This is a genomic window from Endozoicomonas sp. ALB091, assembly GCF_049310265.1.
In the GTDB taxonomy this organism is placed as follows: Bacteria; Pseudomonadota; Gammaproteobacteria; order Pseudomonadales; family Endozoicomonadaceae; genus Endozoicomonas.
The window spans coordinates 296818-316475 of the sequence record NZ_JBLYNQ010000008.1 but is presented as its reverse complement, the minus strand read 5'-3'; the positions used below and the strand labels follow the sequence as shown (position 1 = coordinate 316475).

17 protein-coding genes are annotated in these 19658 nt (G+C 48.6%); 10 read left to right on the top strand and 7 right to left on the bottom strand.

The features are described from left to right. Nucleotides 1–8: 8 nt before the first annotated feature. Nucleotides 9–3905 (top strand): hypothetical protein, encoded by a 3897-nt coding sequence (locus tag ACO6UX_RS17990; protein ID WP_422449757.1) that lies wholly within the window; start codon nt 9–11, stop codon nt 3903–3905. A 45-nt stretch (nt 3906–3950) separates the two neighbouring features. On the opposite strand, the gene ACO6UX_RS17985 is transcribed toward ACO6UX_RS17990, so the two are convergent. After that, nucleotides 3951–4352, bottom strand: a complete 402-nt coding sequence (locus ACO6UX_RS17985; RefSeq protein WP_422449756.1) for a phnA protein — start codon at nt 4350–4352, stop codon at nt 3951–3953. A gap of 104 nt (nt 4353–4456) precedes the next feature. Between ACO6UX_RS17985 and ACO6UX_RS17980 the strand changes: the two genes are divergently transcribed. Beyond that, nucleotides 4457–5122, top strand: a complete 666-nt coding sequence (locus ACO6UX_RS17980; RefSeq protein WP_422449755.1) for an N-acetylmuramoyl-L-alanine amidase — start codon at nt 4457–4459, stop codon at nt 5120–5122. Nucleotides 5123–5250: 128 nt separating this feature from the next. Here the strand turns inward: ACO6UX_RS17980 and ACO6UX_RS17975 are convergent, their stop codons facing one another. The 3 genes from ACO6UX_RS17975 to ACO6UX_RS17965 form a co-directional block, all read right to left on the bottom strand. After that, nucleotides 5251–6045 (bottom strand): phytanoyl-CoA dioxygenase family protein, encoded by a 795-nt coding sequence (locus ACO6UX_RS17975; RefSeq protein WP_422449754.1) that lies wholly within the window; start codon nt 6043–6045, stop codon nt 5251–5253. A 40-nt stretch (nt 6046–6085) separates the two neighbouring features. After that, a complete protein-coding gene (locus ACO6UX_RS17970; RefSeq protein WP_422449753.1) occupies nt 6086–6445 on the bottom strand; it encodes a hypothetical protein in 360 nt (119 codons plus the stop codon). A gap of 119 nt (nt 6446–6564) precedes the next feature. Continuing rightward, the gene (locus ACO6UX_RS17965; RefSeq protein ID WP_422449752.1) at nt 6565–6990 is read right to left on the bottom strand and encodes a BLUF domain-containing protein; all 426 of its coding nucleotides are present in this window, start codon (nt 6988–6990) and stop codon (nt 6565–6567) included. A gap of 147 nt (nt 6991–7137) precedes the next feature. On the opposite strand from ACO6UX_RS17965, the gene ACO6UX_RS17960 reads away from it, so the two are divergent. Continuing rightward, the gene (locus ACO6UX_RS17960; protein WP_422449751.1) at nt 7138–7356 is read left to right on the top strand and encodes a hypothetical protein; all 219 of its coding nucleotides are present in this window, start codon (nt 7138–7140) and stop codon (nt 7354–7356) included. Then, entirely contained in the window at nt 7325–8518 is a 1194-nt protein-coding gene (locus ACO6UX_RS17955; protein ID WP_422449750.1) for a class I SAM-dependent rRNA methyltransferase, read from the top strand. The genes ACO6UX_RS17960 and ACO6UX_RS17955 overlap by 32 nt, the downstream gene beginning before the upstream one ends. A 17-nt stretch (nt 8519–8535) precedes the next feature. Here ACO6UX_RS17955 and ACO6UX_RS17950 read toward each other — a convergent pair whose 3' ends face one another. Continuing rightward, nucleotides 8536–9192 (bottom strand): HAD family hydrolase, encoded by a 657-nt coding sequence (locus tag ACO6UX_RS17950; RefSeq protein WP_209200614.1) that lies wholly within the window; start codon nt 9190–9192, stop codon nt 8536–8538. Nucleotides 9193–9343: 151 nt separating this feature from the next. Here ACO6UX_RS17950 and ACO6UX_RS17945 point away from each other — a divergent pair, with 151 nt between their 5' ends. The 3 genes from ACO6UX_RS17945 (at nt 9344) to ptsP (ending at nt 14673) form a co-directional block, all read left to right on the top strand. Then, complete coding sequence (locus tag ACO6UX_RS17945) at nt 9344–11266, top strand: hypothetical protein (RefSeq protein ID WP_422449749.1); 1923 nt, start codon at nt 9344–9346, stop codon at nt 11264–11266. Nucleotides 11267–11556: 290 nt separating this feature from the next. Beyond that, entirely contained in the window at nt 11557–12048 is a 492-nt protein-coding gene (rppH, locus tag ACO6UX_RS17940) for an RNA pyrophosphohydrolase (RefSeq protein ID WP_101744739.1), read from the top strand. A 348-nt stretch (nt 12049–12396) separates the two neighbouring features. Further along, a complete protein-coding gene (gene ptsP, locus ACO6UX_RS17935) occupies nt 12397–14673 on the top strand; it encodes a phosphoenolpyruvate--protein phosphotransferase (protein ID WP_422449748.1) in 2277 nt (758 codons plus the stop codon). A 221-nt stretch (nt 14674–14894) separates the two neighbouring features. Here ptsP and ACO6UX_RS17930 read toward each other — a convergent pair whose 3' ends face one another. Together ACO6UX_RS17930 and ACO6UX_RS17925 are read right to left on the bottom strand one after the other, a co-directional pair. Next, complete coding sequence (locus tag ACO6UX_RS17930) at nt 14895–16019, bottom strand: PilT/PilU family type 4a pilus ATPase (RefSeq protein ID WP_422449747.1); 1125 nt, start codon at nt 16017–16019, stop codon at nt 14895–14897. A 230-nt stretch (nt 16020–16249) separates the two neighbouring features. Next, nucleotides 16250–17284, bottom strand: coding sequence for a type IV pilus twitching motility protein PilT (locus tag ACO6UX_RS17925; protein WP_209200609.1), 1035 nt, complete (start codon nt 17282–17284; stop codon nt 16250–16252). A gap of 101 nt (nt 17285–17385) precedes the next feature. Between ACO6UX_RS17925 and ACO6UX_RS17920 the strand changes: the two genes are divergently transcribed. From ACO6UX_RS17920 to ACO6UX_RS17910, 3 genes are all read left to right on the top strand, one after another. Then, a complete protein-coding gene (locus tag ACO6UX_RS17920; RefSeq protein ID WP_422450539.1) occupies nt 17386–18120 on the top strand; it encodes a YggS family pyridoxal phosphate-dependent enzyme in 735 nt (244 codons plus the stop codon). Then, nucleotides 18117–18938: a pyrroline-5-carboxylate reductase gene (gene proC, locus ACO6UX_RS17915; protein ID WP_422449746.1), complete on the top strand. Its 822-nt coding sequence runs from the start codon at nt 18117–18119 to the stop codon at nt 18936–18938. The genes ACO6UX_RS17920 and proC overlap by 4 nt, the downstream gene beginning before the upstream one ends. A gap of 81 nt (nt 18939–19019) precedes the next feature. Next, nucleotides 19020–19574: a YggT family protein gene (locus ACO6UX_RS17910; RefSeq protein ID WP_422449745.1), complete on the top strand. Its 555-nt coding sequence runs from the start codon at nt 19020–19022 to the stop codon at nt 19572–19574. Nucleotides 19575–19658 lie beyond the last annotated feature (84 nt).

Below are 19658 nucleotides of genomic sequence, written 5' to 3'. Positions count from 1 at the left end.
AGTAAAAAATGGATAATAAGGTTGGGAATAAAGGTTATGGAACAACAAGTTCTTCTCCTGGTGTTGGCCCCTCTGAATCTGCAAGGCGCAGGCATGAAACGGGTACTCATGAAAGATATAAACATCACGCTAAAAATGATGGCACAGAACAACCTGCTCCCTCGCGGCAATTCGCAGGTCGTCCCTGTTCAACAAGGCTGGCGCGGCCTTACGGAGTTTCAGGCAGCACGGGGCCCGGTTCTGTAATCGGCGATATTTCAGGACCTCGACTTGCACCAAAAACCTCTGCTTATTCAATAAGCCAACTGGCTGCAGTTACCCAGTTATCTCCACCCCACAACCGAAGTTCTGCCACTGACTCCTCTGCAAAGTCTTTGAGTGATATTGCCAGGGTATGTTGTGAAATCTTCCATAAAGAAATTTACCCAAGACTCCAATTTATGAATGATGTAATTGAACAGGATGTTCTTAAGGCTGTGTCGACACTGCAAAACTCAGTCACAGTCATGCAGCATTTAAAGGCGTTGAAACCTGATACGAAATTAGATATCGAACACAAACGGGCCCTCGAAGAGGTGGCCACAGCATACCTGACTATGCCAGTTGCCGGGACGACCAATTCTGAAACGGGTTCAAGAGCAAAGAAGTCTGAGTCAACAGTTGAGGGGAATTGGCAAAAATACTCACCCAGGTACGACCTGCGAGCTCAAACCGCTGCCAATAGACCGGGACAATCAGAGGGAACAAACGCTCCTCAACCACCGAAAGTAAAAATTAAACGCCCGGTACTTACCCGATCCAGGCAATCACCGGGTATGGGAACTCAAAGAGAAATACAGGATGCCCGGTCAGATCGGTTTAAACCACAAGCTCGGCAATGTGTGCCCATTCCACCGACTAAAAATAAGCAAGATCGGCCACTGACACCGGTTGCAGATCCATCTGATGATGCTTTCCTGGGTCTGAGTGGTGAGGATCTGACCAAATCTCTCTTGTTTGACATCAGGATTGGCCGGGCGGCTGCCAATTCGATAAAGCATGCCAGACAGCCTGAAGAACTGTCTCCAAAGGTCAGTTCACAAAATGTTGTTGCCACTTCCGCTTTGGCAAAAGGCCTGAATTTGCCGAAAGCCCCAGATCCCGGTGGAGCAAGGCGAAAGCATCCAATACCGAGAGTGGGCAACTGGTCTACAGCACCGGTAACCACGGCAGGTTCAGATGCTGCCCTGAAAGAAGTTCGACACAGCCCTGTTCAGCGGTTTACTCAGAGCTCACCGGAAGCTGACTCTAAACATTTGGGGCGTGCAACTGAAGACCAGATAGTACAAATAGCCCGAAATCTTGGAGCTAATGACCCGGATGAGGAGACTCGTAAAAAAATTATCGACATAATTAATTCATCAGACCTGGACCAGCATACTATCGAAAAAGCTGCTGGACGCCGATGGGAACAGGGTACACCGGAGGCTTTGCTGTTATTGCAAACGGAGTACGCCTGCCGGGAAACAAGCCCGCCCGCAGGCCCTTCTGTTAAGGCTGGGCACGGTTCAGCCTTAGCAGCAGCATCTAATGCTGATAGACCTGAGAACTCTATTTCTGATTCCAATATGTCAAATCAAGTCATAGAAGCTGTTGGAGGTCGTCACACCATTGCCCCTGACTCCAGGTGCTCTGAGAAAGATGAAGGCGGTTACGACTTAAGTGAGGCTCTTTGGGAGGCAATGAATGAAGAGGTAGGTCTTCCTTCATCTGGTCACAGCTCAGGATCTAGTCCAGATAGTTCATGGCATTTCGTAGACACTAAACCAGATGGGCATGGTGGTACTGGATATCTTATCCGCGCCGAAACTCAAGCTACCCATTGGCCGGACCATCCGCAAAGACAGGCAGCGGAGCCTTGGGTCGCCCTGGGCATGAATGACCCGACTCCCTCTCTGGTATTTGATTTAAATAATCAAAAGATTGATACGTCAGCGCTGCCTGATCAATCCGAGAATACCAGAATCACTGAGGCGCAAATCCCGAAAATAATGAAACAATTTAAAAAGTCAATTCCTATGGATGCCGCTACCGAGGAAAAGATATGGCGCAATATTGGTACTATAGAACTGACTACCACGGAGGTTAAGGCAGCCATTCATGGTGGTAGAGATTCACTTTGTATTATTCTGGCAAAATGTCTTCAGGGGCCATCATTACCACAACAAGCAGTCTCTCATACCGACGGACGTAACACTCATCCAAGTGAAGCAACGGTAAGACCAGCAGGCATTCAAGCAAGAAACAATAACTGTAGCCTTGCATCCTTCTTTATGTGTCTTTCACATGATGGCGTGCTGGATACCTTGATTAGTGATGCCAATCATAGAATTGAAACACTTCAACATTCAAGGAAATTTAATGATGCCAGATCCCTGGAAAGTCTAGTTAGACTACTGAAGAAATTCAATACTGGTGGCAATACTGATAAATATATTCCAAATAATGAACTTGATAAGATCAGATCACACTTTAGCCTGGGAGCAATCGAATTGAAGAGTGAAGCTATCGATTTTGCTTTCAATAAAGGGGGGCCTGTAAGGCTTGTGGTTGAATCGGAATTTATCGATGGCACACAATTAATAAATGACAATAAAAAAGCGGCAATTTCATTAGCAATATCAGCAGTTCCAAAACATGGTTCATTATACGCTACGGTTATCTCTCTTCCTGATTCATCTACAGGTTGTATGGTTCTCAAAGGCACTCCTCTGGTTACAGGTCAACAGATAACTAAAGCTGATCTTAAGGATTTGAAATTTGTACCCTTTGGAGAACAACTGGAACACAATGAGCTTATTAACAAGATGCTCAGTGAAATCTATGGGTATTTAAATACTGAAGCCGAGCCGTTACAAAGTATATCGCAATTAGAGCGTGTACCCATGTCACTCAAACAAAAAGTCACCTTGATTGAGATGTCTCATGATCGTAAAGAATTAGAAAAAACTACCAGAAAAGCACCAAATTTTATGACTGCCATAAAGGAGGAAGAAGTTCCTGGAAATTTAAAACTCAAAAAAAGGGAAACCAAACCTCACGAGTACAACAGGAATACTATCGGACAGACTATTGAATATTACCATAATGAAAATGACATCCTGAGTTTAAAGCTGACGAAGGAGCACCATCATGCACATAGGGGTGTAATCCGCAAGAATTTTGAGTACTTTGATAAGGACGGGAATCTGTCCGAGAAAATCATTCTTGGAATGGATAAACACTGTCTGCTTGATGCTTCTTTCGTCCGTTCCAGAGAGTCAGAAAAAGTTGAAAATGGAGAAAGAATCAAAGTTGAAGAAGTGCTGACTGGATATTCACAAAACACTCCACATTCAGGAAATGTAGTAACAACGAAAATAAAGAGAGCGGATAACTTTCAAGATTTGATCGATATCTTTATTGATGGCTTGAAAGGTAAATACAGTAACGGTGCTTTAAAGGCACTTTTACCGGAGGGAAAAGATGATTGTCCGGAAGTCATATTCATGGTCATACCTAATGAGGGTAAACACAAAAGGTGTAAATTAGACTGGCAAAAGGATGTTAGCCTGCCCACGTTACAAGGTGACAAAAAAGTCACTTATGGAGCCGATGCCATGGTTACGATTGCTGAAAGCCACTTTTTAGCCTGGCTAAGAGATCGTAAAAACGGGCTGCTTCACTACACGGACTCCATGGGCGATAGTGAAGACAATGTTACGATTCCTGTGGTGGTTACGATGCCGGATCAGAATACAGAAGCCGCGCTACAAATTGCTGATCAAAAGGTCAATGGCATTCATAGACACTTCAGAGAAGCCGAAGGAAAGCTAAAAGTGCTTGATAGCCAGATGGCTTTGGTGATGTTAAAGCGAAAAGATTAAAGAACGCTGAGCCATTTAATAAATGGCTCTTTTTTTGCTCCCTTTTCAGATTTTTGCGGCGTCTGCCCACTGCTCAATGTCAGGCTCAAGGTAAGCATGCTCCAGCGCTTCGATAGCCCAGTCCTGTCTTTCCGATAATTTTCTTAGCAGTCGAAGAGAAACCACCTGAACGGCGGGTATCTGGCTCCAGATACTTTTAGTCAGGCATCGCCAGTGGTTGGGTTCCAGACGTTTTGGCTGCTCCAGTTGCGTTTTACAGGTTTCACAGAGCATCAGACAGTGGTCGTGATCTGGCTCACCGGGTACAGGCTCTACCTCATGAATGGACAGTGGAACGCCGGACGCTTCACACAGTTCACATTTCGATTTTGCCCGCCGTGCCAGGTCCTTTCCCAGCATACTCAGGGCACTCTGTCGCTCCTGATGCTTTAGTAGCCCTTTGGCCATGGTTTATCCTCCAAAAATTTCTTTATCGTTACATCGTGACCGCTTGCAGTCTCTGGATAATCAGACAATGATAAGTTGATTGATATCTGGCTGGCTGCGAGCTTATGACTCTGAATGTGAACAGGGTAAAAACTGTGAACAGGGATGACTGGTTAATTCCTGTGGATTATCTGGTAATTCATTATACAGCGGTAGACCTGAAAGATACGCTGGACATTTTTATGAACCCTGAGTCCTGTGCGTCTGCACATCTGGTGATCGATACGGATGGTGAGATTTATGAACTGGTTGACTGTCTGGATGGCCATGTCTATCGCGGTTGGCATGCGGGGGTTAGTGGGTGGGAAGGCGTTCAGGGGTTCAATGACTGCTCTATTGGCATCGAGCTGGTGAATTATAACGGTAATGTATTCCCGTTTACCGAAGCACAGTACCAGTCGTTGCAGCAGGTGATGGCCAGGTTCAAGGAACACTATCCTGATTTGCGCGACCCTGAGAGGGTGCTTGGTCATGAGCATATTGCCGGCTTTCGTGGCAAAGCTGACCCCGGCATACTGTTTGACTGGCCCCGTTTTTACCGGGAGAACTACCCGGGGCTAGAAGCCCCCTGCCGTCCTGCGCTATGCCCGAAAGCACTGCAAGAAAGTTTGCTGCAACTGCAAAAGAGTGAGCCTGAATCGCAAGCAGAAAAAAGTCAGTTCTGGCGTTCGGTCAGTTTGCTGACAGAAACGACCATTCGTCTTATTGCAGAGGCTAAGACAGGCTCTTGATGCATCAGTCAAGACTATGTTGATCCTAGGAGGCTGACCGAGAATAGACTGCCCTACTGCGGTGGCAGCAAATTGAGGGCAAAAAGTCGGAAATTTTCTGCCATCCTCGCTACGGGCGCTATTCTCGGTCAGCCTCCTAGACCCAGAAGCTGCTCTCCAACGGGCGTCAGTTTAGCGGGCTCCCCGGGTTCCGGGTCCTGTTGATACGGAAAGTTACGCCAGCGCTCAGGCGCTCTTTTATCACGCCATAGCTGAATACGCTCTTCCCGGTTATCTTCGGTACCCGCCGGGAACATGGAGATATATTGGGTAAGGCGTGGCTTTGAATGGTGGTTCAGGCTGCTGGCATGGGGCAGGCGTGAGTCCCAGAGAATGAAGGTTCCGGCCTTGCCCGCCAGATGGACAATATCATGGCCTTTCAGCTCTTCATCGGTAAAGAGTAGAGAGTTGCGATCCAGTGTCGTTTGTTTCCCGGTGTAAAGGCTGGGAACACAACGGAATGCCCCCTGATTTTCCGCCGTATCCGTCAGGTAGAGAATCCCCTGGTATCTTGGCAGGAACACTTTTTCCGGATGGCTGTCCAGGTGGATCTGACTGTCGTCTTTCTTATCCGGGTGCTCCGGACGCCAGGGTGGTTTGAAGGAGGCTCGATCCAATCTTACCCAGAGATCGTCTGTCTTTAAAAGGTCAGCATACAATCGGTAGACAGGCTCATACTGGCGGATATCCCAGAATGCCTGATGATGATGAATGGGCACAATACCATTACTGCCCAGGTTTTTCCGGTACCAGGTTGTGGGATCATCCAGATCAACCTCCAGAAAGTCAGTAATGGCTTTGATAACGGGCTGGAGTAACTGCCCGGGCACCAGGTCAGGAACGATGATGTAACCTTTTTCCTGCAGTTCGCTTTGATCAATCATTACTCAGGTCCCTTATTTATTGGCTTATTGCGGAACGTTTTCAGTGCAGCGTTGACTCCAGTGTCTGAGCCTCATCAAACTCTGAAGGCAGGCTGTCATCAAGGCTATCCAGCAAGGCCATAACTGTTTGGCGGATAATATCCGTGTTCTTGTTCAGCTTATGGTATTTGACAATGCTGATCAGCATTTGTGCCAGGGGATAAATCCGAAGATGGTTTTTAATATCGGCTGGGGATATTTTTCCTGTTGCCCCTTCAACGTAGTCATTGGCACCCCGGGTAAATCCTTTGTGGGCTGACTCGAGAAGGTCCATCGTTGAGCGGTTATCGGCGCTGTCCATCAATGATTGGAGCAGGGTGTTCAATGGTTCTTCGTTGTTATGGGAATGGTTATGAGACATCTCTACAGCTCCTGTGAAGGTTCTGTAGAGACTAAAATTCCATTAATGGCGTTGGTATCCGTATATTTGCCAGTGTCATGATGATCAGTACCGTGTAAGCGCGAGTAATCAGGACATTCTCAGTAGTTAAGCGCGTTAAACGACTGGATGAAACTGCGGGCATGATGGGTTTCATGAGTGAACTGCCGCAGATTCAGGTTTTCATGAATGTAGGTTGGAAAATCCTGTAACGAGGTCTCTTTTTCCATATTGCAAAAACCCATGGACCAGTCCTGAAAGCTGCGGCAGGCCGCAGGCGCAGATATGATTTTGATGATATTGTGGTGGCGGCTATCTTTGCAGATTCCCTGATATACCTGCAGCACATGCTGTTTTGTTCCTTCCAGCATCTGCAGGAAATTACCGCCTTTGTACAACAGCATTCCGGTAATATCCAGGCTCAGGTTATTGTCTCTGCTTTCGTTCAGCAGAGCGAGCAGGCTGTCATTGTTCATCAGTTGACTGGCAGAACTGACATAAATCAGATAATAAAGTGATTGTTCCATTCACTGTAACCCTTAATCCATTACAATCATTACCCGGGCGTTCAGCCCTGTTAATTTTTTACCAGATTAACCTGACATTAAAAAGTGATAAAAAATGGCGAGGGCAACCGCTCTAACCAGGACACGGACTGCTTTGGAACAGATGTTATGATCCGTCCACAGACAACAGGCTTCTGGCGTACAACGTTTACACTCTGCCTTGGCTCCTTTATGGTGTTTGCCAATCTTTATATCAGCCAGCCTCTGTTGCCAATGCTGGCGTATAGTTTCCATTTGACGGCACTGGAAGCCAGCTTCAGTTTTACCATCACAGCGTTCATGCTGGGGTTAGCTCATGATATTAAAACGATTACGCCTGAAGAATAAGGCTGACCGCCGCCTGAAACTCGGGCACCTGTGGATATACAGTAATGAAGTGGATACGCAGACCACACCACTGAGCAGCTTTGCCGTGGGTGAGTGCGTACTGATTGAAAACTCCTTTGGCAAGACGCTGGGTACGGCTTATGTGAACCCCAATAGCCTGATCTGTGCCCGCCTGGTCAGTCGGGAAGCTGACCGGCCACTGGATAAGGCGCTTTTGATTGATAAAATTAACGTTACTCTCAGTCTGCGCGAGCAATTGTTTGAAAAGCCCTATTACCGGTTAGTGTATGGTGATAGTGACGGATTGCCCGGTCTGGTGGTTGACCGGTTTGATGAGGTACTGGTGGCGCAGATATCCACGGCGGGTATGGAGCAGGTTCGGGATGATGTTGTTGAAGCGTTAAACCAGGTTCTGAAACCTAAAGGTATTTTGTTCAAGAACCGTGGCAATGCCCGCAAGCTGGAAGACCTGCCGCAATATATTGAGGTCGCTTCCGGAGCGGTTCCGGAAGTGGTGGTGCTGGAAGAGAATGGCGTAAGCTTTCAGGCTCCGGTGATGGAAGGCCAGAAAACCGGGTGGTTTTATGATCACCGGCTCAATCGGGACCGCCTGCGGCATTATGTTAAAGGTAAACGGGTTCTGGATGTTTTCAGTTATGTGGGTGGCTGGGGCATTCAGGCGGCGGCTTTCGGGGCGGATAAAGTGACCTGCGTCGATGCGTCTGCCCTGGCATTGGAAAATGTTCATGCCAATGCGGAACTCAATGAGGTTCAGCATAAAGTGGACACTCTGCAAGGTGATGCCTTTGAAGCATTGAAGGCGTTGAAAGACAGCCAGGAACGGTTTGACCTGGTTATTGTTGATCCGCCCGCCTTTATTAAAAAGCGCAAAGATATGAAAGCTGGTGAACAGGCCTATCGTCGCATCAATGAGCTGGCTATGCGTCTACTGGAGAGGGATGGTTATCTGGTGGCAGCCTCCTGCTCAATGCATTTGCACCGGGACAATATGATCGATTTGCTACGGGCTGGCAGTCGTCATATTGACCGTAACCTGCAGATTCTGGAGCAGGGGCACCAGGGACCGGATCATCCTGTGCACCCATGCATTCCGGAGACGGACTATATCAAAGCAATTTTTGCCCGGTTGACTGTTCAATAAATGGCCTTTAAGAGCCACTAACGAAAACTGATAACTGGCCAGCCATGGGCTTCTGCAAAGCTTTTGAGTTCCGGGTCGGGGTCGACAGCGACAGGGTTGTCGACCTTCTTCAGCAGCGGCAGGTCATTTTGAGAGTCGCTGTAGAAGTAGCTGCCAGCCATTGAGTGCTCCGGGTGCTGGTTGAGCCATTCCTGCAGGCGGAGTACTTTCCCCTGCTGATAGGTGGGGATTCCGGTAACGTTGCCAGTATAGCGGTTGTCGCTGATCTCCAGGTCAATGGCCAGCAGGGCATCTACCTTGAACTGGTCAGCAATGGGTTTGGTCACAAAGCGATTGGTGGCGGTGATGATCATAATATAATCACCACGCTGGCGGTGGTGTTCTATCCTGGCCAGTGCTTTATCCAACAGGATGGGGCTGATAACCTGTGCCATAAACTGACCATGCCAGGTTGCAAGCGCTTCCAGGGAGTATTGTGTTAATGGTTCAAGGCAAAAATCCAGATACTCCCGGATGTCCATAACCCCCTGTTGATACTGTTTATAAAAACGATGGTTACCTTCCCTGAAGCTTTCACTATCCACCAGGCCATTAGCGGCCATAAACTCTCCCCACAGGGCATCACTGTCGCCAGCAATGAGAGTATTGTCCAGATCAAAGATTGCCAGGGTCATTGTTACTCCGGTTTATTAGTCAGGCCGAGTGTTTCGGGATTATACAGGTTCTTTATCAACCCAAAAGCAATTACCCAATTCTGAATATTAAGTTTTTTGAATTTTTTATTACCAAGACTGTCTAATAGTTTTTTATCGATTGAGTTTTGTTATGGAAAGAAATAGTGGTGTATTACCGGGTACGCCATTTGGCCTGATGAATTATTATGATCACCGCAAAACCGTTCAGACTGATTCAGCTGTTTTTGGCCAACGTCAAGTATCAAACTGCCCCCCTGAAGCAAGAACAAATTATCTGGCTAATGCGAATAGTCAAGATCCGGGATATAGGATTAAGGAAGATCTGTTTAACCTGCTTGATGAGAATGGAGGGCGTTTAGCTCCGAAGCCAGCCCATTATTCGACTCCTCTGAGTCATTTAAATGCCCTGCAAGGCCAACAGACTCATGCGGTGCCGGTGACCGGGTTTTCTCCATCTACGCCTGTTACAACTTGTCTGGTGGATCAGCAAAGAGAGAGCCTCTCTTCTGTGTTTCTGCCAACTACCTGCATGATACCACAGCCGTTTGCAGAGCCTTATGTTCAAACAGTGGATAATAGCTTTAGCCATTTATGGAAGCAAAGGCAGGTATCCAACACAGGGCCTGAAACGGTGGATGGTTATTTAAGCAAACCCACCCCATCGGGAGATCATGTTGCATCAGCTCCTGTTTATTTGATGGAAAACCTGAGTATCGGTGAGCAATCTGGAGCAGTCAGTTTTCCGAACTTCTGGCCACTGGAAGCAGAAGCAAGTGCTGACCCTGTAAAAACACAGGATCTTGCACCTCCCCAGACACCTCATGCAAGTGAATCTGTCGCTTCGACCAACCGTGGTGAAGAAGTAATTACCGCTGCACATTTGGAGTCATCGGCGGCGGATGTACACAGTTCTCAACAACTTCCGGCTTTTTTAAGAAAAAAAATCCTGATTTCCCATTGGGGCTTATTGGAAAGGTATGCAAAGTCTCAGAAAGGAGGGAGCAGTCAATGGGCTAAAGCGTGGCAGAACGCCCTTGATTTTGCCTTGCAGTGCTCTGAGGAGGACTATCACTACAATTTAAATGTGGCGAAAGCTTTAACAAGACTCAAGTATATGGACCGGGCAAAAGAGATTTTGCTTGATCAGCTGGCTAAGTCTAATGATCAGAGATATCTTTTGGGTGTTAATAAACAGTTAGGATTCTTATTTTATAAAGAACAGAGCTACGTCACTTCCATAAAATATTATATGCATGGCTTTGTAGGCACGATGGATGTCCCTAATTATATTTACTCATTTATACATTCCGCAATGAAGCAAACTATTAGAATGTGTGATGACAAACAATTTGTAACCAATGCTGTTTGCTGGTTCAATTACCTGCAGCCAAAGACAAGAAAAAATAAAGTAGAGATCTCTAATTTTATCTTTCCACTCTATTATTCATCTATGTCTTCCTTAGAAGCTTCACAGACTTACACAGAGTATCTGGTGCCAGATCAGATGAAATGGGCCATTACCCGATGGAAAGATCTGGAATCCCTGGCTGCGAGCCTGAAGCCAGGAGATCCTAATTGGTTTGCGTCTTGGACTTGTGCCTTGAATTTTGCTTTGGAGTGTAAAAAGCTGAATTATCATTTCAACCTTAATGTAGCGATAGCATTAACCCGATTGAATCAGCTGGATCTGGCCATCGACACTCTGTTCCAGCAGTTGTCTGTGCATGAATATGCAAATGAACACACGTACTTCATGGCCATAAATAAGCAACTGGGGTTTATCTTTTTCAGAAAAGGTGAGTATCTGGACTCTATTCATTACTATATGAATTGCTTTGATGGCTCAAGAGCTTTAGCCGACAAGACCTACCAGTATATAACCATCGCCATGCGCGCTTTCCAGGACGACGTGGACCCTGAATTCAGTCGTTCAGCAAATGACTGGTATAACCGGCTTTACTCACAATCAATGGAAGACAAACGGCTGTTCGGGAAGAAACGGACCTCTGTAACAAAGGCCCCCTTGTTACCTCTGGATTCTGCATCCGTGTAGTAGTGCAGTCTATACCGGATATTTTCGAACAGCCTTCTGGTACGTCATGTCAATGAGTTTGATAGTTCCAATCGCCATTCACCCTGAAGGTTTGCTGTATTGTATCCGTTTGTGAAACAATGCGTGATAAGTAATAGTTTAAGTGGCCACCGACAAGTGATTGCGTCTAAATCCTGTTGTTCTTTGAACAGTCAGCTTCATGCCCCGTTTTAGTGTGGGGTTATGATTATGTTCCTGGAAGTGGGGGGGTATTCGTACCATAGGATGGTGGCTCTAAGGTAGCCATATACGTGATTGACATCGATGGATTCAGGCCAAATGTAGGCATTATCCTGGCGAATCATCACGGTCAGTTATTGTGGGCTCGGCGGATCAGGCAGGATGCCTGGCAATTTCCCCAGGGTGGTATCAATGATGGGGAGACGCCGGAAGATGCCATGTACAGAGAGCTGTTTGAGGAGATAGGTCTTCATCCTGAAGATGTAGAAATCCTTGGCTGCACCCGGGGTTGGTTACGTTATCGTCTACCAAGACGTCTCGTCCGACGGGATCAGCAACCGCTGTGCATCGGGCAGAAGCAGAAATGGTTTTTGCTGCAGCTGCTGAGCAATGATGACCGTATTCGGGTTGACCACACGAGGTCTCCGGAATTTGATGGCTGGCGCTGGGTGAGTTACTGGTACCCTCTTGGTCAGGTGGTTTCTTTTAAACGGGAAGTCTACAGGCGGGCGCTGAAAGAGTTGGTACCCAGAATTGGGAAGTTACAGTCCAGAGGGGGGTGACAGGTTGCCATGAGCCTGTCGGACTTAAGCTTCCGTCCAGCCTCCCGGGCCCAATGGATATTTCTTTAAACCTGTGGGCTGCAATAACAGGAAAGATGTTAACAGGCAATATAATTTGCCATGGATTGCTATTGTACTGTTAAAGTAGTTGCAGCAAGTATTAAGTAGTTAACCAAATGAAATCATATATTTCTGACTAAGTTGTCAGTCACTCTGCGGCGTTGCAACTCCGGTCACATAGCTACGGCTATGCTCCCTACGTTGCGCCTTGCATAGCAACTGCCCACTTAGCCAGAAATATACGATTCCATTTGGCCAACTACTTATCAGACCGGATACGTGATAGACATGCTAAACACCCTGCGCAATATCATACAGGAAGTCAGTTCTGCCTCTGATCTACAGGTGGCACTGCAGATTATTGTGCAGCGGGTTCGTGGTGCCATGAACACCGAGGTGTGCTCGGTCTATCTATACGATTCTGAGAGCACCTCTTATACGCTGATGGCTTCAGAGGGTTTGAACCCTTCCGCGGTCGGACAGGTGACTCTCTTTCATTCTGAAGGTCTTGTTGGGCAGGTGGGGCTGCGGGAAGAGCCCATAAACCTCGAAGATGCCGCTTCTCACCCGAAATTTCACTATATCCGTGAAACCGGAGAAGAGCGATTCACCTCTTTTCTCGGTGTCCCCATTATCCATCACCGTAATACGCTGGGTGTGCTGGTGGTTCAGCAGGTTGAGCAGCGACGTTTTGATGAACATGAAGAAGCGTTTCTGGTCACCATGTCGGCCCAATTGGCAGGGGTTATTGCCCATGCCCAGGCAACCGGCTCGATCAATAATGTCTCCACGCCCACCCGCACAAAACGAATTGCTCGCTTTCAGGGGAGTGCCGGTGCCACAGGGGTAGCCATTGGTGAGGCGGTGGTGATTACGCCTCCGGCCGATCTTGGTGCAGTACCTGAGCGTACCTGCAAGGATATAGATCTGGAACTCACCTTGCTGGACGATGCGCTGGCTGCGGTGCGAAAAGAGATGAAAGACACCGCTGAACGACTGTCTGACCGCTTACCTGCCGAGGAACATGCACTCTTTGATGTTTATCTGAGAATGCTCGATGACCGGGCCCTTGGGCAGGAGATAAGAGAGCGGATTCGGGGTGGATCCTGGGCACAGGGTGCCTTAAGACAGGTGATCGAAGAGCATATCCGCAATTTCGAAATGATGGACGATCATTATCTCCGTGAACGGGCTGCCGACGTCAGGGACCTGGGGCGCAGAGTACTTTCTCATCTCCAGCAGGGAGAGCATGCGAGGGTTGAATACCCGGCGAATACCATTCTGATCAGTGAGGAGCTTTCTCCGGTTATGCTGGGCGAGGTGCCACAGGAGTCACTGGCGGGTCTGGTTTCCAAGCAAGGCTCCAGTAATTCCCATGTGGCTATTCTTGCCCGCGCTTTAGGCGTGCCTACCGTCATGGGGGTGGTTGATCTGCCTTTCCATAAGCTGTCCGGTAAAAAGCTGATTGTGGATGGTAATCTTGGCCTGATTTACTCATCTCCGGCCCAGGAGTTGCTGGATTATTACACCGAAGTGCTGGAAGAGGAAAATCAGTTCAGTAAGGGGTTGGAAGCCATCAGAGATCTGCCCTGTGAGACCCCGGATAATTACCGTATTCCGCTCTGGGTCAACACCGGACTGATGACCGATACCATCCGCTCACTGGACAGAGGGGCTGAAGGCGTTGGTCTGTATCGGACTGAAGTCCCTTTTATGGTTCGGGATCGCTTCCCCAGTGAATCCGAACAGGAAAAGATTTACCGACACCAGCTTGAAGCCTTTGCGCCACGCCCCGTGACCATGAGAACCCTGGATATTGGCGGGGATAAGTCGCTGAGTTATTTCCCTATCAAGGAAGATAACCCTTTCCTTGGCTGGCGGGGGATTCGGGTAACACTGGATCATCCGGAAATCTTTCTGGTGCAGGTCCGGGCCATGTTGAAAGCCAGCGTGGGGCTGGATAATCTCCGGATTATGTTGCCAATGGTATCCAGTATTTTTGAAGTCGAGGAAGCGCAACACCTGATTCACCGGGCCCATGCGGAAGTGCTTGCTGAAGGCCTGCCAGTCTCCATGCCACCGGTGGGTGTGATGGTGGAAGTGCCCGCTGCCGTTTATATGGTCAAGGACCTTGCACAACGTGTCGACTTTCTTTCCATCGGATCAAATGACCTTATTCAATACCTGCTGGCCGTAGACCGCAACAACCCCAGGGTATCTGACCTTTATCACTCCTTTCACCCCGCCGTACTGCATGCCTTGCAGAAAGTTGCGGACGATGCCCATCAGGAAGGAAAGACCGTCAGTATCTGCGGTGAAATGGCGGGTGACCCTGCTGCAGCGGTACTGTTAATGGCCATGGGCTTCGATATGCTGTCGATGAGTGCCGTGAATCTGTTAAAAGTAAAATGGGTGTTAAGGCGCATCGGTATGGATCGTGCAAAAATGATATTGTCGGATTTAATGAAGCACGACAATGCGCAGGTGATTCGCAGCTCCCTGGAACTTGCCCTGTGTAAAGAAGGCATGGGCAAGGTTCTCGGGATCAAGAGTCGGCGTTTCTAGGAGGCTGACCGAGAATAGCGCCCGTCTAGGCGACCCCGTAGCGAGGATGGCAGAAAATTGAGGATAAAAAGTCGGAAATTTTTAGCGAATAGTGGTTCTATTTGCTAAAAATTTCCGGCTTTTTAGACCAATTTGCTGCCACCGCACGACTGCATGGATGCAGGAGCTAGAGCAACGCAGGAGCAGTTACCGCGTAGGGCAGTCTATTCTCGGTCAGCCTCCTAGGCTTCTTCCATCTGCAAGGTCAATTTACCGGAACGCTGGGTAAGATAACTCTCATCCACCTCTGAACCCAGCTTAATCATCAGACGCAAGTCGTTTGCAGAATCAGCATGCCGGATGGCGTCTTCATAGCTGACCTCACCAAGGTTGTAGAGATCAAATAATGCCTGATCGAAAGTCTGCATGCCCAGCTCCCGGGATTTTTTCATTAACTCTTTCAGTGCATGAACATCACCTTTGCGAATCATATCCTGGGCCAGGGGGGTATTCAGTAACACTTCTATGGCCGGAAGCCGCCCTGTGCCATCCAGAGAAGGAACCAGCTGCTGGGCGACAATGCCCTTCAGATTCAGGGAAAGATCCATCCACACCTGGTGATGATGTTCCGGAGGGAAAAAGTGAAGAATGCGATCCAATGCCTGGTTGGCATTATTGGCATGCAGCGTTGCCAGGCACAGATGGCCGGTTTCTGCGAAGTTCAGGGCATATTGCATGGTATCCTGACTGCGAATTTCACCAATCATAATGACATCAGGAGCCTGACGCAGGGTATTTTTCAGCGCGACTTCATAAGACTTGGTATCAATCCCCACTTCCCGCTGGGTTACAATGCACCTTTTGTGTTGATGGATAAATTCAATGGGGTCTTCAATGCTGATGATATGACCTGTGTCGTTTTCATTACGATAGCCAAGCATCGCCGCCAGGGTTGTCGACTTCCCCGTGCTGGTAGCGCCCACCAGGATAACCAGCCCTCGTTTGACCATGGTCAGGTCTTTCAGGATAGGTGGAAGTTTCAACTGTTCAAAACCGGGTATTTTCTCTTCAATTCGGCGCAAAACCATCCCTGACTGGTTTCTCTGCTGAAAAGCACTGACCCGGAACCGGCCAATACCCATTTTGGCAATGGCAAAGTTACACTCATGCTTCAGCTCAAACTCCAGGCGCTGCTTCTCATCCATTACCCCAAGCACAAAATCTTTTGCTTCTGCGGCCGTCAACGGTGTCTTGTTGACAGGTATCAAACGTCCGTCAAGCTTGACACTGGGAGGATAGCCGGCAGTGATAAACAGATCCGATGCTTTTTTTACGGCAACCAGTTTTAATAATTTTTCAATATCCATTTATCATCACATTGACGTTAAAAGACAGCCCGGTGCTCACTCCCGGCAAACGGTGATCTGAAAGACCTAGGAGCCTGCCCGAGAATAGACTGCCCTACTGCGGTGGCAGCAAATTGGTCTAAAAATTCCGTTTTGTTCGGCAAATAGCCCCGCTATTCACCTCACAAAACGGAATTTTTATCCTCAATTTTCTGCCATCCTCGCTACGGGCGCTATTCTCGGACAGGCTCCTAGAATGCGTCACGGTCCTTGGCCTTTTCACGGGCCACATCACGAGAGATCAGTCCCTTTTTCATCAGGTTCGTCAGGCACTGATCCAGTGTTTGCATGCCAAGTCCACCGCCGGTCTGAATGGCCGAGTACATCTGGGCAACTTTATCTTCGCGAATCAGGTTTCGAATACCTGCCGTGCCAAGCATAATCTCATGGGCAGCTACCCGGCCTCCACCGTTTTTCTTCAAAAGTGTTTGCGAGATCACAGCCTGGAGTGATTCCGAGAGCATTGAACGCACCATGGACTTCTCTTCCGCCGGAAATACATCGACGATACGGTCAATGGTTTTTGCCGCCGAGGTGGTGTGCAACGTACCGAACACCAGGTGACCGGTTTCCGCAGCGGTCATCGCCAGACGAATCGTTTCCAGGTCACGCATCTCACCAACCAGAATAATATCGGGATCTTCACGCAACGCAGAGCGCAGGGCATTGCTGAAGCTATGAGTATCCCGATGCACTTCCCGCTGGTTAACCAGACACTTTTTCGGGGTGTGGATAAATTCAATGGGGTCTTCGATGGTCAGGATATGCTGATATTTGGTGTCGTTAATGTAATCCATCATGGCCGCCAGCGTGGTGCTCTTGCCAGAGCCGGTAGGGCCAGTCACCAGCACTAACCCCCGGGGTTTATCCGCAATGGTTTTAAATACCTGTCCCATGCCCAGGTCATCCATGGTCAGTACTTTACTGGGAATAGCCCGGAACACCGCCCCCGCTCCCCGGTTTTGATTGAAAGCATTGACACGGAAACGGGCAACGCCCGGTACTTCAAACGAGAAGTCCGCTTCCAGGTGCTCTTCCAGATCTTTACGCTGTTTGTCGTTCATGATGTCATAGATCAAACCATGAACTTCTTTCTGCTCCATGGGCGGCAGATTGATACGGCGAACATCACCGTCGATTCGAATAATTGGCGGAAGTCCTGCCGACAGATGCAGATCCGAAGCCCCCTGTTTATAGCTGAACGCCAATAGCTCAGTAATATCCATTTATTATCCCCCTTACACCAGGAAGCAGGTAAACTATGAGATTGTCAGGGAATAGCGCTATTCCCGGACAATCTTCCTGCCAATTTATTATTTACCCGGTAATGTACAACCTGATGACCTTATTACAAAACCGATTTCAACGGGTTTATGACCGAATTCATCAAGCTGAGCAAGCCTGCAATCGCAACGGGCAAGTGCAACTGCTGGCAGTCAGCAAAACCAAACCTGCCTCTATGGTGCGTGAAGCATGGCATCTGGGTCAAAAGCATTTTGGCGAAAACTACCTTCAGGAAGCCCTGGGCAAAATGGATGAGCTCAGTGACCTTGTGGATATCCACTGGCATTTCATCGGTCCAATCCAGTCCAACAAAACCCGGGATATCAGCAGCCACTTTGACTGGGTTCACAGTGTTGACCGGCTGAAAATCGCGCAAAGGCTGAATGATCAACGTCCTCGGGAGCTCCCCCCGTTAAATATCTGCCTGCAAGTGAATATCAGCGGCGAAGCGTCAAAATCCGGGATCCGCCTGCATGAGCTGCCAGCGCTGGTAACCTCCATTGCCCGTTTACCCCACCTGAAGCTGCGTGGCCTGATGGCTCTTCCCGCCCCGGAAACCGACCCTGACCGACAGCGCGAGCCTTTCCGGGCACTGACCAATGCGTTACATTCCCTGAATACCGAGTTCTCACTGACGATGGACACCCTGTCCATGGGCATGACGGATGATCTTGAGGCAGCGATTCAGGAAGGTTCAACCATGGTCCGTATTGGTACTGCACTGTTTGGCTCCAGAACCTCTGCCCATCAAGCGCCTGAAAGGGACAGCAACGCATGAATGAATCAACCATTGCTTTTATCGGTGCTGGCAATATGGCCAGCAGTATTATCGGTGGCCTGATCAATAATGGCTGGCCAACCTACCAGTTGATTGCTTCCGCCAGAACGGCAGAAACATTGTCCGATATCCGTGAAAAATTTAATATTGCCACCACCGTGGATAACCACCAGGCCGTCAGCCAGGCGGACATCATTATGCTTTGTGTGAAGCCACAGGTGATGAAAGCGGTTCTGACCGACTTAAGCCCGTCCATAAAACCGGATGCCCTGGTTATCTCCGTCGCTGCCGGCATTACCATGGAAAGTCTGCAGAACTGGGGAGGCGAGCACCTTTCGATCGTGCGCAGCATGCCAAACACACCTTCTGCGCTGCAATGCGGTGCCAGCGGTTTGTTTGCTAACAAAAACGTCAGTACTGCCCAAAAAGCGCTGACCGATGATATTTTTAATGCCATTGGTATTGCCAGATGGGTCGACCATGAGTCGTTAATTGATGCGGTCATTGCCGTTTCCGGCAGTGGCCCGGCCTACTATTTCCTGCTGATGGAAATTATGGAACAGGTCGGTGTTCGCCTTGGCCTTGATACAGAAACCTCAAGACAGCTGACCCTGCAAACGGCCCTGGGGGCTGCCAGGATGGCAACGGAAAGTGATGTTGATGTCGCCGAGCTTCGTCGTCGCATTACCTCTCCCAACGGAACCACGGAACAGGCCATAAAAACGTTTCAGGAACAGGGGTTGCCTGAGCTGGTGGCACAGGCGATGAATGCTGCCGTCAACCGGTCGATAGAACTGGCAGAAACGCTGCAAGACTGATTCTGTTGACGGGCGATGGAAAGCGGTAATATGCGCAAAGATTATTAAATTATTTTGACCAAAGGGTAACCAATACACTCTATGTCTGCACTTTCTTCGAGTCTCAGCTTCCTGATCCAGACCCTGGGCGGTTTGTATATCATGGCTGTGTTGATTCGCTTCCTGCTTCAGCTGGTTCGAGCCGACTTCTATAACCCGATTTCTCAAGCTATCGTGAAAGCCACATCGCCACTGCTCAACCCCATCCGCAAGATAATTCCCGGTTATGGCGGTGTGGACATGGCCTCTCTGGTTCTGGCGCTGATACTTCAGATCACACTGCTCTATGTACTGCTGTTGATAGGCGGTTTCTCTCCGGCGACCATTCCTTTCCCCAGCGTCCTGATCAGCAGCCTGATTAAACTGGGCATCGAGTTTCTGAATATTTATATGTTCAGTCTGATCATTATTGCCATCGCCAGCTGGGTAGCGCCGAACAGCTATAACCCTGGACTGATGCTGCTGTTCCAGATTACCGAGCCACTCACCAGCCGTATACGCAAAGTGATCCCACCCCTTGGCGGGCTGGATTTTTCCCTGATGGTTCTGGTGATCATTATTATTACCCTGAAGAATTTTCTGGGTGCCCTGGCCTGACTCTGCCAATCTGACCACTGGCGCTGATCTCTGGATTAGCGCCTGTCTCCCCCTCCATTTCAGATTCTTTAAACTGTCTTCTTT

Excerpts from the sequence above, each read along its gene's own strand:
- ACO6UX_RS17920 (WP_422450539.1), top strand. The coding sequence starts at position 17,386 with ATGTACAACCTGATGACCTTATTACAAAACCGATTTCAACGGGTTTAT.
- ACO6UX_RS17930 (WP_422449747.1), bottom strand. The coding sequence starts at position 16,019 with ATGGATATTGAAAAATTATTAAAACTGGTTGCCGTAAAAAAAGCATCG.
- ACO6UX_RS17955 (WP_422449750.1), top strand. The coding sequence starts at position 7,325 with ATGATATTAAAACGATTACGCCTGAAGAATAAGGCTGACCGCCGCCTG.
- proC (WP_422449746.1), top strand. The coding sequence starts at position 18,117 with ATGAATGAATCAACCATTGCTTTTATCGGTGCTGGCAATATGGCCAGC.
- ACO6UX_RS17970 (WP_422449753.1), bottom strand. The coding sequence starts at position 6,445 with ATGTCTCATAACCATTCCCATAACAACGAAGAACCATTGAACACCCTG.
- ACO6UX_RS17910 (WP_422449745.1), top strand. The coding sequence starts at position 19,020 with ATGTCTGCACTTTCTTCGAGTCTCAGCTTCCTGATCCAGACCCTGGGC.
- ACO6UX_RS17950 (WP_209200614.1), bottom strand. The coding sequence starts at position 9,192 with ATGACCCTGGCAATCTTTGATCTGGACAATACTCTCATTGCTGGCGAC.
- ptsP (WP_422449748.1), top strand. The coding sequence starts at position 12,397 with ATGCTAAACACCCTGCGCAATATCATACAGGAAGTCAGTTCTGCCTCT.
- ACO6UX_RS17925 (WP_209200609.1), bottom strand. The coding sequence starts at position 17,284 with ATGGATATTACTGAGCTATTGGCGTTCAGCTATAAACAGGGGGCTTCG.
- ACO6UX_RS17975 (WP_422449754.1), bottom strand. The coding sequence starts at position 6,045 with ATGATTGATCAAAGCGAACTGCAGGAAAAAGGTTACATCATCGTTCCT.
- ACO6UX_RS17980 (WP_422449755.1), top strand. The coding sequence starts at position 4,457 with ATGACTCTGAATGTGAACAGGGTAAAAACTGTGAACAGGGATGACTGG.
- ACO6UX_RS17965 (WP_422449752.1), bottom strand. The coding sequence starts at position 6,990 with ATGGAACAATCACTTTATTATCTGATTTATGTCAGTTCTGCCAGTCAA.
- ACO6UX_RS17985 (WP_422449756.1), bottom strand. The coding sequence starts at position 4,352 with ATGGCCAAAGGGCTACTAAAGCATCAGGAGCGACAGAGTGCCCTGAGT.
- ACO6UX_RS17945 (WP_422449749.1), top strand. The coding sequence starts at position 9,344 with ATGGAAAGAAATAGTGGTGTATTACCGGGTACGCCATTTGGCCTGATG.
- ACO6UX_RS17960 (WP_422449751.1), top strand. The coding sequence starts at position 7,138 with ATGATCCGTCCACAGACAACAGGCTTCTGGCGTACAACGTTTACACTC.
- ACO6UX_RS17990 (WP_422449757.1), top strand. The coding sequence starts at position 9 with ATGGATAATAAGGTTGGGAATAAAGGTTATGGAACAACAAGTTCTTCT.